At 47.0% G+C, this 13,021-nt stretch carries 12 protein-coding genes and 1 pseudogene; 10 read left to right on the plus strand and 3 right to left on the minus strand.

Going from position 1 to position 13,021, the window contains the following annotated elements:
• Nucleotides 1-98 precede the first annotated feature (98 nt).
• On the minus strand, nt 99-419 hold the full coding sequence (locus METTU_RS19745; protein WP_006893762.1) for a hypothetical protein: 321 nt from the start codon (nt 417-419) through the stop codon (nt 99-101).
• Nucleotides 420-700: 281 nt separating this feature from the next.
• On the opposite strand from METTU_RS19745, the gene accA reads away from it, so the two are divergent.
• The 9 genes from accA (at nt 701) to truD (ending at nt 10,059) form a co-directional block, all read left to right on the plus strand.
• Entirely contained in the window at nt 701-1,669 is a 969-nt protein-coding gene (accA, locus tag METTU_RS19750; RefSeq protein ID WP_006893763.1) for an acetyl-CoA carboxylase carboxyl transferase subunit alpha, read from the plus strand.
• Between the two features lie 14 nt (nt 1,670-1,683).
• On the plus strand, nt 1,684-3,039 hold the full coding sequence (tilS, locus tag METTU_RS19755; RefSeq protein WP_006893764.1) for a tRNA lysidine(34) synthetase TilS: 1,356 nt from the start codon (nt 1,684-1,686) through the stop codon (nt 3,037-3,039).
• Between the two features lie 162 nt (nt 3,040-3,201).
• On the plus strand, nt 3,202-4,833 hold the full coding sequence (gene pyrG / locus METTU_RS19760; protein ID WP_006893765.1) for a CTP synthase: 1,632 nt from the start codon (nt 3,202-3,204) through the stop codon (nt 4,831-4,833).
• Nucleotides 4,833-5,666, plus strand: a complete 834-nt coding sequence (kdsA, locus tag METTU_RS19765) for a 3-deoxy-8-phosphooctulonate synthase (protein WP_006893766.1) — start codon at nt 4,833-4,835, stop codon at nt 5,664-5,666. Before pyrG ends, kdsA begins: the two co-directional genes overlap by 1 nt.
• Before the next feature lie 13 nt (nt 5,667-5,679).
• The gene (gene eno, locus METTU_RS19770) at nt 5,680-6,960 is read left to right on the plus strand and encodes a phosphopyruvate hydratase (RefSeq protein ID WP_006893767.1); all 1,281 of its coding nucleotides are present in this window, start codon (nt 5,680-5,682) and stop codon (nt 6,958-6,960) included.
• A gap of 85 nt (nt 6,961-7,045) precedes the next feature.
• Complete coding sequence (locus tag METTU_RS19775; protein WP_006893768.1) at nt 7,046-7,315, plus strand: septum formation initiator family protein; 270 nt, start codon at nt 7,046-7,048, stop codon at nt 7,313-7,315.
• Between the two features lie 78 nt (nt 7,316-7,393).
• Nucleotides 7,394-8,086 carry a 2-C-methyl-D-erythritol 4-phosphate cytidylyltransferase gene (gene ispD, locus METTU_RS19780; protein WP_006893769.1) on the plus strand — a complete coding sequence of 231 codons (693 nt, stop codon included), beginning with the start codon at nt 7,394-7,396 and terminating at the stop codon, nt 8,084-8,086.
• Nucleotides 8,083-8,556 carry a 2-C-methyl-D-erythritol 2,4-cyclodiphosphate synthase gene (gene ispF, locus METTU_RS19785; RefSeq protein ID WP_006893770.1) on the plus strand — a complete coding sequence of 158 codons (474 nt, stop codon included), beginning with the start codon at nt 8,083-8,085 and terminating at the stop codon, nt 8,554-8,556. The genes ispD and ispF overlap by 4 nt, the downstream gene beginning before the upstream one ends.
• A gap of 483 nt (nt 8,557-9,039) precedes the next feature.
• Nucleotides 9,040-10,059 (plus strand): tRNA pseudouridine(13) synthase TruD, encoded by a 1,020-nt coding sequence (gene truD, locus METTU_RS19790; RefSeq protein WP_006893771.1) that lies wholly within the window; start codon nt 9,040-9,042, stop codon nt 10,057-10,059.
• Nucleotides 10,060-10,124: 65 nt separating this feature from the next.
• Here truD and METTU_RS19795 read toward each other — a convergent pair whose 3' ends face one another.
• Entirely contained in the window at nt 10,125-11,828 is a 1,704-nt protein-coding gene (locus METTU_RS19795) for a carbamoyltransferase family protein (protein ID WP_006893772.1), read from the minus strand.
• Nucleotides 11,829-11,951: 123 nt separating this feature from the next.
• Nucleotides 11,952-12,236, minus strand: a pseudogene (tnpA, locus tag METTU_RS19800) (IS200/IS605 family transposase); the annotation flags it as partial.
• 187 nt (nt 12,237-12,423) lie between these two features.
• Here tnpA and METTU_RS19805 point away from each other — a divergent pair.
• Entirely contained in the window at nt 12,424-13,011 is a 588-nt protein-coding gene (locus METTU_RS19805; RefSeq protein WP_006893774.1) for a hypothetical protein, read from the plus strand.
• Nucleotides 13,012-13,021 lie beyond the last annotated feature (10 nt).

Consider the following 13,021-nt stretch of genomic DNA (forward strand, 5'->3'; position numbering starts at 1 on the left):
ACCCTCGATAAAAGCTCCGGTGCTCGGCGCGGCAAACGGGAGAAATACCATCCGTGCGTAACATCAGTTACCAATCAAAAGTACCCCCTTTTTTGTTTTTATACTGAGCAAGCAAGCTTATCAACTCGCAAAGTGTAACGATTGAAAGAACGCCCGTTGTTTTTCTGTTCTTTGCCGTGAAAAGTCACTGTTACTAAATCTCCCAGCGCGGCGTTATGTTGTTTCAAGCTGTGTATCAAATAACGATTTAGGTCAATACTCACAACCGAGCCGTTATCATCCTGTAAAAGCATGGTTTTCTGTTCGTCATAGAGTGAATTTTTAAAAGTGCCACTGCCTTGAATTACGCCTGTGATTGTTTCGCCTGCCGACGGTTGCCAGTAGGTAACTTTATTTGTTGCTGGTAGGTTTTCAGTCATTTTTTTATCCTGTTTGTTAGTGGGGGCATCTGGGTACAATTGTACTCAGTTCATCTCAATCTTGCTTAATAGCAGTGAGCGCCGCGGGCATGAAAAGGGAGCGGGGGGATAGTCCGTTAAGCACAACATGCTGATTTATTTGTTGTCTTTCGTATCTTTTGCGTCTTTTGTGGATAAACTACGATTTTTAGGTCAATTGGAGTCCGTAATTTATTTAGAAAAAATTGTTGAATTTCTATAAAATCACTCATTACTGCAACAACTTTTCAGATCAAGTCTACATGGACCTAAAATTTCTCGATTTCGAACAACCCATCGCTGAACTAGAAGCGAAAATTGAAGAACTCCGCAATGTGCAGTTTGACAATAACATTAATATTTCCGATGCGCTTAAACAGCTGGAAGAACGAAGCCAGGCGCTGACCGAGTCGATTTTTACCGATCTTTCCGATTGGCAGATTTCCCAGTTATCCCGTCATCCGGGTCGTCCGTATACGCTGGATTATGTGGAACATATTTTTACCGATTTCCATGAGCTGCACGGCGACCGGGCTTATGCCGACGATCCGGCGATTATTTGTGGATTAGCGCGCCTTGAGGGACAGCCGGTTATGGTGATCGGTCATCAAAAGGGACGCGACACCAAGGAAAAAATTTATCGCAATTTCGGCATGCCGCGCCCGGAAGGTTACCGCAAGGCATTGCGCATGATGAAAATGGCGGAGCGATTCAAAATGCCGGTTATTTGCCTGATTGACACACCGGGAGCTTATCCGGGTATCGGCGCGGAAGAACGCGGCCAAAGCGAAGCGATCGCCAGAAACCTGTTTGAAATGGCCAAGCTGAAAACACCGATTATCTGCACTATTATCGGCGAAGGCGGTTCAGGCGGCGCGCTGGCTATCGGCGTCGGCGACCGTTTGATCATGCTGGAATACAGCACCTATTCGGTTATTTCACCGGAAGGCTGTGCATCCATTCTGTGGAAAAGCGCGGATAAATCGCAATTGGCGGCCGAGGCGATGGGTATTACTTCGGATCGTATTCGCGAGCAGGGTTTTCTGGATGAAGTCGTCAGGGAGCCTTTAGGCGGCGGACATAGAAATTTTAAAGTTATTGCCATGAACTTAAAGGACGCGCTGGTTCGTCATATGGATGATTTGATGCGGCAATCTGTTGATGATTTAATGGAAAGGCGCTATCAACGGATTATGGATTTTGGTGTTTTTACCGAAGAAGGCGGGAAGTAGAACGTAGGCGAAAGGTGCAAGGCGAAAGGCGAAAGGTTAAAGATTCGAGTCTCTACGAGGATTTTTGCGGCAGCATTTTCAAGCAACTTGATCTTGGGGGCGAGCGGCAAAGATTTTATATCGCCTACAGCGGCGGCGTGGATTCTCATGTTTTACTGCATTGTTGCGCCTCGATAACTCATCTCAAAGATAAACTTACCGCTGTTTACGTACATCACGGTTTGCAGGCGGAAGCCGAATCCTGGGCCAAGCATTGTGAAAAGACGGCTAAAGACGTGGGTGTTGAATTCTTAACGCTACGGGTTAATGCCAATGCGGCGCCGGGCGAAAGCCCTGAAGAAGCCGCCAGAAACGCCCGGTACGCAGCTTTAAAGTCGTTGATTAAAGCCGATGATGCGTTGCTGCTTGCCCAGCACCGGGAAGATCAGCTGGAAACGGTGTTGCTGCAACTGTTTCGCGGCAGCGGCTTGCGCGGACTTTCTGGAATGTCGGAACGAATGGCTTTCGGGGCGGGTGTGATGCTCAGGCCTTTGTTGAATACGCCCAAACAGGCGATTAGCGATTACGCCCATGCGCATCAATTAAGCTGGGTTGAAGATCCCAGTAATCAGAGCAATGATTATGACCGCAATTTCCTGCGCAATGCGGTTGTACCGCTACTAAAGCAGCGCTGGTCGGCAATCGACAAAACAGTGGCCCGCTCGGCAAAACATTGTGCGGATGCGCAGGTGCTGGTCGATGAAGTCGCAGATGAGCTATTTGGCGCGGTTTTTAATCCGGTAGATAAGACCTTAAGTATCAGTCGGCTATCGGAGCATCACAGCCATCCGCAACAACTTATCGTCAGGCATTGGTTTCGGCATAGAGGGTTAAAAATGCCCGCGCAGGCTAAGGTCGAACGGATTTTAAACGAGGTGGTTGCGGCCGCGGGGCATCGCGACCCGGTATTGTCGGGGCAGGGCTACAGCATTCGCCGTTATCGGGATAAGCTGTATTGCCTGACCAATCTGTCCGGAACGGAACCGCAAGACCGTGTTTGGCCTGTCGGGCAAGCGTCGATAAAAATTACCGATGATCGGACATTGTCTTGCGTGCCGTCTTCAAAGGGAATATCCCGTGAGCGGTGGCAGGATGCCACTGTTGAGGTGAGATTTCGCCGGGGCGGTGAAAAAATCCGCTTGCCGGGGCGTGAAGGTCATCATTCGCTGAAAAACCTGTTTCAGGAAGCAGGTATTCCTCCTTGGGAAAGGGATGCGATGCCTTTTATTTACCTGAATGATACGCTGGCCGCCGTCGGCGACCTCTGGATCAGCGCTGCATTTTACAGTGAAAAAACACAAGATTGCATCAGCTTGTCCCTGCAAAGTTAAGAATTAAACCCAAAAGACAATGACGAAAAGCGCATTGTCGATTAAAATGTAGCGGTTTTACCTAACTTCATCAGAGCTATTAGGATGGGTTGACCAAAGAGGCCCGTCGTTCGCGATTGATGGGCTTCGTACCTCACCCATCCTATGAACTAAAAATCCTACATGACAAAATACATTTTCATTACCGGTGGCGTTGTTTCGTCTCTTGGCAAAGGCATTGCTGCATCTTCACTTGCTGCTATTCTTGAGTCTCGCGGCCTTAAAGTCACCATGACCAAGCTTGATCCTTATATCAATGTTGATCCGGGCACTATGAGCCCTTTTCAGCATGGTGAGGTATTTGTTACTGAAGACGGTACCGAAACCGATCTCGATTTAGGCCATTATGAGCGGTTTCTTAAAACCACGATGGCTAAAAAGAACAGTTTTTCAACGGGACAGGTCTACGAAAGCGTTTTGCGTAAAGAGCGTAAAGGCGAATATTTGGGAGCGACGGTTCAGGTCATTCCGCATATTACCGATGAAATTAAACGCCGTGTTTATGAAAGCGCCGAGGGAGTCGATGTCGCCTTGATTGAAGTCGGCGGCACGGTCGGCGATATTGAGTCGTTGCCTTTTCTCGAAGCTATCAGGCAGATGCGTTTTGAACTGGGTTCCGATCGGTCGCTGTTTATTCATTTGACGCTGGTGCCGTATATTCGTTCCGCCGGTGAAATAAAAACCAAACCGACCCAGCATTCGGTAAAAGAGCTGCGCAGTATCGGCATACAGCCGGATATTTTAATTTGCCGTTCCGAACAGCCGGTGCCGCTCAGTGAGCGTCGTAAAATCGCCTTGTTTACCAATGTCGAAGAAAAAGCGGTTATTACTGCGGTGGATGCCTCTTCAATTTACAAGATTCCTTTGTTACTGCATGATCAAGGACTGGATGAAATTGTCGTTCACAAGTTACGCCTGGATGTACCTCCGGCAGATTTGTCCGAATGGGAAGCTGTTGTTGAAGCGCTGGAGCATTCTGTCAATGAAACGACCATCGCTATTGTCGGTAAATATGTCGATCATTCCGATGCCTATAAATCGCTGAATGAAGCGTTGATTCATGCCGGTATTCGTACCCGCACCAAGGTTAACATCGTCTATATCGATTCGGAAATGATAGAGGATGAAGGCGTTGCCAGACTGAAAGGCATTGATGCTATTTTGGTGCCCGGCGGCTTTGGCGAACGCGGCGTGGAAGGCAAAATTGCCACGGTCAAATATGCGCGGGAAAATAAAATCCCTTATTTGGGTATTTGTCTGGGTATGCAGGTTGCCGTTATTGAATTCGCCCGCGATGCAGCCGGTTTGGAAGGCGCGCACAGCACCGAATTTTTACCCAAATCGCCGCATCCGGTGATCGGCTTGATTACTGAATGGATGTCTGAAGACGGCCAACTGGAAACGCGCAATGAAGAATCCGACTTAGGCGGTTCCATGCGTCTGGGCGGGCAGCAATGCCGGTTACAATCGGATTCGCTGGCTTTCCAGCTTTATCAGAAAGACGTGATCACCGAAAGACATCGCCATCGTTACGAATTTAACAGCCAGTATCTGGAAAAACTGGAACAGGCCGGTATGCGTTTTTCCGGTAAGTCTATTGATGGGCGTTTGGTCGAAGTGATAGAAATACCCGATCATCCGTGGTTTTTGGCTTGTCAGTTTCATCCGGAATTTACCTCAACACCCAGAAAAGGTCATCCCTTGTTTTCAGGTTTTGTAGTCGCGGCTGTTGAACATAAAAAAGGTACAGTGTAATGAAATTATGTGGTTTTGAAGCCGGTTTGGATCAGCCGTTTTTTTTGATAGCCGGTCCTTGTGTTATTGAAAGTGAGCAAATGGCGCTGGACACAGCGGGTTATCTTAAAGAATTAACGACCCAACTAAACATACCCTTTATCTACAAGTCCTCTTTCGATAAAGCCAACCGTTCATCGCACGAAAGTTATCGCGGTCCCGGCGTGGAAGAGGGGCTTAAAATACTGGAAAAAGTAAAGCAACAAATCGGTGTGCCGGTTTTGACTGATGTCCATGAAGATACGCCGCTGGCCGAAGTCGCCTCGGTCGTCGATGTAATGCAAACGCCTGCGTTTTTATGTCGGCAAACCAATTTTATTCAGCAAGTCGCCTCTCAAGGTATTCCCGTCAATATCAAAAAAGGCCAGTTTCTGGCGCCTTGGGATATGGTGCATGTCGCCAACAAAGCCAAGGCAACCGGAAATCAGCAGATTATGGTCTGCGAGCGCGGCGTATCGTTCGGTTATAACAACCTGGTTTCCGATATGCGCTCTTTGGCGGTTATGCGCGACACCGATTGTCCCGTGGTTTTTGACGCGACTCACTCGGTGCAACTGCCCGGCGGACAAGGCACGGTATCAGGCGGACAACGCGAATTTGTACCGGTGTTAGCCAGAGCCGCCGTCGCGGTAGGCATTGCCGGCCTGTTTATGGAAACCCATCCGAATCCTGCGGAAGCGAAAAGTGACGGCCCCAACTCCTGGCCCTTACACAGAATGAAAGAATTACTGGAAGTTTTATTAACTATCGACAGCGCTGTAAAAGCTAGCAGCCTGATCGAAACAACTCTCTAAATAAGGAAAAATAATGGCTGCAATAGTAGATATTCGTGCAAGAGAAATTTTAGATTCACGCGGCAACCCGACTCTGGAAGCGGACGTGATTTTGGCGTCCGGCGTGATCGGCAGCGCTATGGTGCCATCCGGCGCATCGACCGGCGAGCGCGAAGCGATAGAATTGCGTGATAACGATAAAGCCCGTTATTTAGGCAAAGGCGTATTAACGGCTGTTAACAATGTTAATACTGAAATTCGCGCTGCGATTGTCGGTATGGATGTCGCTGACCAAGCCGGCATCGACAAAAAAATGATCGCACTGGACGGCACAGAAAACAAAGGCCGTTTAGGCGCTAACGCTATTTTAGCGGTATCTATGGCGGCGGCTCATGCGGCGGCTAAAGAAGCGGGCGTACCTTTATACCGTCATCTGAACACCAGCGGCAAGTTCGTCATGCCGGTACCGATGATGAACATCATCAACGGCGGCTCACATGCCGATAACAGCGTTGATCTGCAAGAGTTCATGATTTTGCCTGTCGGCGCACCGACTTTCCGTGAAGCGATTCGTTACGGTGCGGAAGTTTTCCATAACCTGAGCAAAGTTTTAAAAGCAAAAGGTCTGGCGACTACAGTGGGTGACGAAGGCGGTTTCGCACCGAACTTGTCTTCTAATGAAGAAGCTATCGAAGTCATTTTGGAAGCGATTGAAAAAGCCGGTTACAAAGCCGGTGTCGATATTTTCTTAGGTATGGACGCAGCCAGCTCTGAATACTACAAAGACGGTCGTTATGAATTATCGGCAGAAGGCAGAAGTTTCAACTCAGTTGAAATGAATGATTTCTTTGTTGAATGGGTCAATAAATATCCGATTATTTCTATCGAAGACGGCCTGGATCAAAACGACTGGACCGGCTGGAAAGATCAAACCGAAAAATTGGGCAGCAAAATCCAATTGGTCGGCGATGACTTGTTCGTAACCAATCCGGCTACTTTAAAAGAAGGCATTGAGAAAGGCATTGCCAACTCAATCCTGATTAAAGTAAACCAAATCGGTACTTTGACCGAAACGTTGGAAGCGATTAATACCGCACACGCGGCAGGCTACACCGCTGTTGTATCGCATCGTTCAGGCGAAACCGAAGACACCACCATTGCCGATTTAGCCGTTGCCACAGGCACAGGACAAATCAAAACCGGTTCCTTGAGCCGTTCTGACCGCGTCGCTAAATACAATCGTTTGATGAAGATTGAAGAAGAATTAGGTGACTTGGCTGTTTACGCAGGTCGTAGCGCGTTTAAAATGTTGTAAAAAGCAGACGAAAGGCGAAGGACGAAAGGTGAAAAACTGTGAACTTTACGTCTTAGCCTTTTGCCCTTAGCCTTTCGCCTCGTCCATGAAAATCATCATTGCAATTATCATCCTGTTAATTATCCATTTCCAATACCGGATATGGGTTGGCGACGGCAGTGTTGCGCAGATCGACGCCTATCAACAGCGCCTTGATGACCTGAAAAAACAGGCAGAGGAAAAAAGAGAGCGCAATGAAGCTCTTTATGCTGAAGTGCTTGATTTACGGAAAGGGCAGGAAGCGATTGAGGAGCGGGCCAGGGACGAATTAGGGATGATTAAGGAAGATGAAACGTTTTTTCATGTGCTTGAGTAATTAGGCGAAGGGCGAAAGGCAAAAGGTGGCGTTTTTCATCTTTTGCCTTTCGCCCTTTGTCTTTAGCCTTTTTTACCAATGATCAATTCAATAAAATTCTGGGCTATCGTCCCCGCTGCCGGTGTCGGCAAACGCATGCAGGCCGACCGGCCTAAACAATATCTGGAACTTGCCGGGAAAACGGTCATAGAACATACCTTGCTACGCTTGTTGCAGGCCGATGTTTTTGCCGCCATCGCCGTTGTGGTTTCCGAAGAAGATCCTTACTGGCCTGATCTGGCCGTATCGCAACATCAAAAAATCATCACCGCTCCAGGCGGCAAAGAACGGGCTGATTCCGTACTGTCCGGGTTAAAAACCATCAGGGAGCAAGCGTCCGATGACGACTGGGTATTGGTGCATGATGCAGCCAGGCCCTGCATTACAGCGGCCGACATTCATTATCTGATCGACTCGCTGGTTGACGATGACGTAGGCGGGATTTTGGCCTTGGCATCGCCCGACACCTTAAAACAGGTTGAAGGTAAGTGCATTACCGGAACGCTGGATAGAAGCCATATCTGGCGGGCATTGACGCCGCAAATGTTCCGTTACGGCATGTTAAAAACCGCACTGGAACAAGCACAAGGCAATCCGGCCATAACCGACGATGCCAGCGCTCTGGAACTACAAGGCTTGCAGCCTAAAATCGTCGAGGGCCGTCCCGACAATATCAAAATCACCCGCCCGGAAGACCTGGCATTAGCGCAATTTTATATGGAGCAACAATGATTAGAGTAGGTCAAGGTTACGATGTACACCGTTTCAAAGACGGCGGAGACGTTATTTTAGGCGGCATAAAAATACCTTATGAACAAGGCCTGGAAGCGCATTCCGACGGCGACGTGGTTTTGCATGCATTGTGCGACGCCATATTGGGCGCGGCGGCTTTGGGGGACATCGGCAAGCATTTTCCCGACACCGATCCCGAATTTAAAGGCGCCGACAGCCGGGTTTTATTGCGCCATGTTTACGGCATCGTGCAGGAAAAAGGCTATCGGTTGGTGAATGCTGATATTACCATCATTGCCCAGGCGCCGCTTATGTCGCCGCACACAGCCGCCATGTGTCGCAATATCGCCGATGATTTGCATGTTGATGTCGATTTCATTAACGTCAAAGCGACCACTACGGAGAAGTTGGGCTTTGAGGGGCGCAAAGAAGGTATTGCCGTACAGGCAATTGTCCTTATCGAAAAATAGGCGCTACTTCTGTTAGGGAAGCGCTGATTAAATCCTTCGACAGGCTCAGGACGAACGGTAAGCTGTTGATTCCGTTCGTGGTGAGCTTGTCGAACCATGAGCGGAATCGATTTGTTCAGCGTTTCCTTAGCTCTCAAAGAGAAAACTTTAAGTAAATAAATCTCCAGTCTGGGAACCGGCGCAAAGGCTTTTTAAGGAAGTTGCCGAGAGCTGGAGTGCAGGCTTCGCCTGCAAGCGCAAGCAAAGCTTGCACTCCGTTGCAATAAGTCGTAACGATGAACATAGGCTTGCACGGAACGGAGACTGCTCAGGCATTCTTACCGGATGACGGAGTCCCGCAAGCGCTTATGTATAAAGATGAGCGCGCTACATGGGGACACAGTATCGGCGCGTGCGCCGCGAGAAATTAAATGGCTACGGCTTAACGGGACGCAGCGCGTCCCAGATGCATTTCCACGCAGCGCGTGGGAACGAGAAGACTTTATGCAAAACATTGAAATCCCCGTCTGGCCTTACGTTTACGGTCAACCTTCCGGCACCGGCAAAATCCGCAGTTTACCCGAAGACTTTATCGTTAAGGAAAACCTGTCCTTCGAACCGTCAGGCGCTGGCGAACATGCTTTCTTGCAGATAGAAAAGAAAGGCGAAAATACTGAATATGTTGCCAGGCAACTGTCCAGGTTTGCCAATGTCAGACAGCGCGATGTCAGTTACGCAGGTCTAAAAGACCGGTACGCGGTTACCACACAATGGTTCAGCGTCTGGTTGCCCGGCAAAGCCGATCCCGACTGGACGCAGTTTGAATCAGACAGCATGAAGGTGTTGCATTCTGTGCGACATGCCAGGAAACTCAAGCGCGGCGTGTTGTCGGGCAACAGTTTTAAGCTGATTATTCGTGACTGGCAGGGTGATCAGGCAAAAACCATTCAGCAGCTGGAACTGATTAAAGCCAACGGCATCGCCAATTATTTCGGCTCGCAACGCTTTGGCAACGAAGGTCAAAATGTCAGCAAGGCTTTGGCAATGTTTGAGGGAGCAAAAGTAGGCCGGGAGCAGCGCAGCATTTATTTGTCGTCGGTCAGGTCTTTTCTGTTCAACCGGATTTTGGCTTATCGGGTAACGCATAATAACTGGAACCAGCCGATTGCAGGTGACACCTATCAATTCGACCTGTCGCACAGCTGTTTTCAGTCGAATCAGCCGGACGATGAAATCATCCGGCGATTGGCGGCCAAAGAAATTCATCCTGCCGGCGTATTGTGGGGTAGGGGAGATGCTGATGTGTCAGCCGATGCGCTGGCTATTGAGCAAGCTGTTATCGATGTACATCAGCAATTGGCTCAGGGCTTGATAGCGAGTGGCGTCGACCGGGACAGACGCGCATTAAGGGTAAATGTGCAGGATTTACAATGGCGGTTTATTGATGACGGGATGTTGGAGCTTTGTTTTACATTACCGGCTGGGAGCTACGCCACATCGGTGTTGCGGGAAATTATCATATAAAAGAACACCACGAAGAAACGAAGAAAAATATAAGCTTCATGCTCTTCGTGGTGATTAACTGCCTTTTACTGAACCGCGCTTACTTTTCTAATTAAAAACGGCCCTAAAACCAACGCATCCAGATCGGCCGCCTGAAAAGCCCGAATAGCCTCGTCGGCAGTCCGAACGATAGGCTCTTCGTGCATATTAAAACTGGTGTTAATGACGCTGGGTACGCCGGTAACATCATAATATTCTTTAATAATATCGTAATAGTCCGGGTTATCTTCTCTGCGTAGCACTTGGGGGCGCGCAGTATTATCGATATGCACGGCGGCGGGAATGTTTCTTTTGGCTATATCGGAAACATTGTAGGTAAGCGTCATAAAACGCGCGGTAATATGATCTTCCTTCCATTCCGGAAAATATTCTTTCGCATGTTCCTGAAGAATAACCGGGGCAAAAGGCATAAATTCGGTGCGGTCGAACTTTTTATTCAACCAGTCATTAATGGTCGGGTCATTACAAGCCGCCATCACGGTGCGGTTACCCAAGGCGCGAGGGCCGTATTCCATTTTGCCGTCTGCACGCGCAATAACTTTGCTGTCAGCCAATAACCTTGCAACGGTTAACGCAAGGTTTTCGGGCTCTTCGTAAGTGATTCCCTGTTTTTCAAGCGCGGCTAACGCAGTGTCGCGGTTAATTTCAGTGCCCAGATAAACCTGCTGATTAAACTGCGGTTCCAAGCCCTGATTTAAGCGTGAATAAACTTCAAATGCGGCGCCGGTTGCCAAACCGCCGTCACCCATATTAGGGTGTACATAAATAGTTTCAATTTCCGGTAATGCCAGAATAAGTTGATTTAATTTTACATTCGAAAATACGCCGCCGGCCAAAGCTAATTTGGTGACCTTTAATTCTTTGACCCGATCTTGTACCCACTTGCAAATCAATTTTTCAGTATAGGCCTGGATTCCGGCTGCTATATCTTCGCGAGACAAATCGGCACACAATTCCCGGACAACCGATTGCCCGAGATTCGCTCCGAATTTTAAAGAAACCCGTACTAATTTAGGATTAAAAAGATCATCCCAATTTTCGCTATTGGTATGTGCAAGTAAACGCGATAACAACGGCTCAGGATTACCGAAAGCGGCCAGACCTAATACTTTGCCTTCATGCCTGTTGGCCTTAAAGCCTAGGTAAATAGTAATCGCAGAGTACAATAAACCTATACTGTTGACCTGATGTAGATGGTCTACATGCTGTAGTTTTCCGTGTTCGCCTATCCAAACAGAGCCCCAGGAAAAATCTCCGACGCCGTCCAGAGTAATCACTCCTACACGCTCATTGCCAAAAGGCGAGGCATAATAAGCAGATGCCGCATGAGCCAAATGATGTTCAACCGTTTGATAAGGCTTTTGCGCCAGAATACCCAAGGGTTGCTTGCGTCGATGCAGTACGCGACGATAACGCTCAAATTGTTTTTTCCAGAAAAAGTTTCTGATTAAAGTATCGGTTTTGCCTGCCTTGGCTATATGCTGATAATAACGGTTAAGGTAAGGGATTTGTTGCCAGCGCGATAAATTAGCTTTGGCAACCATATCAATATCTTCAGCTGTCAACCCCGCAATGGCTAAAGCTTCATCAATTGCAGCATGGGGAAACGAGCCGTCATTTTTAATCCTGGAAATACGTTCCAGCTCAACAGACGCAACCAATTTGCCATCAACTAAAATTGAAGCGGCGGAATTATGATGGCAGCCATCATTAATACCGAGAATAATCATAAAAAACTCCGAAGAAATTGTTCTTAAGGCGGAAGCTGTAGCAGGGTAGCAATTAAATTACTATCCGCCGGGATGGATATGTCGGGCGAGGGACTTTATCAACAACAAACATTTTAGCATATTTAAGTGCGGAAACTCTTCAAACAAGTAATTTGCTGTCCGCCCTTTGATCCGCCTCATAATTTCACTCGGCGCTAAATTCGGTGGAGCACTCACCAAAATATGTACATGATCTTTACTCACCGCACCTCGGATAATCCGAATTTCAAACGATTCACATGTCTGCCTAACCAATTTTCTAACCCGTTCCGCAATCTCACCTCTCAAAACTTTGTAGCGATATTTGGTTACCCATACAAAATGGTATTCAATTTGGTAAACCGTATGGCTCCCATATCTGTATTCCATAAACCACCTCCTTATGGCTTATTATCGCAGCTAAAGCTGACGGGCTAAAGCCGGTGATTTAAACCTTATGATGGAAAATTAATAATTCTTATGATCAGGAATATGGTTAAATGTCAGCGCTAATTGACTGAATTTTTATATATTATTTAATCTTACACGCCACTTCTTCTTTGAGCGGGAATTAACTATGCCAACACAAATTGAAATATTACTGGATAAAATAAAAAACCTGGAAGATGAATTGGTCGATGAGTTGCAAAAGCAACAGGAAGAGTTTTCCTATGAAATTTCTAAAAGACGTATTTATTTTGAAGAAAAAGTTATTGCTAGGCATAAGCGGTATGTCAAACAGTTATTTAGCTATATATCTGATGCAAAACTAAAACATATACTTAGCGTACCTTTTATATGGATATGTATTATACCTATAGTATTAATGGATATAACTATCAGCTTATATCAGGAAATATGTTTTCCTATTTACGGTATTCCTAAAGTAAAACGGCAGGATTATATTGTTTTCGATAGGCAATATCTAAATTATCTTAATATCATAGAAAAAATAAATTGCTTTTATTGTAGTTATGCCAATGGATTATTCGGTTATTTTCAAGAAATAGCCGGGCGCACAGAGCAGTTTTGGTGCCCAATAAAACATGCTAAACGTATTAAAAGCTTACACAGCCGTTATCAGAAATTTATTGATTATGGCGATGCCGAAACATATCGAGCTAAAATTGAAAAAACCCGACATGATTTTAAAGATATAAAATAAAATAAAGTCA

The organism is Methylobacter tundripaludum SV96, assembly GCF_000190755.2.
In the GTDB taxonomy this organism is placed as follows: Bacteria; Pseudomonadota; Gammaproteobacteria; order Methylococcales; family Methylomonadaceae; genus Methylobacter_A; species Methylobacter_A tundripaludum.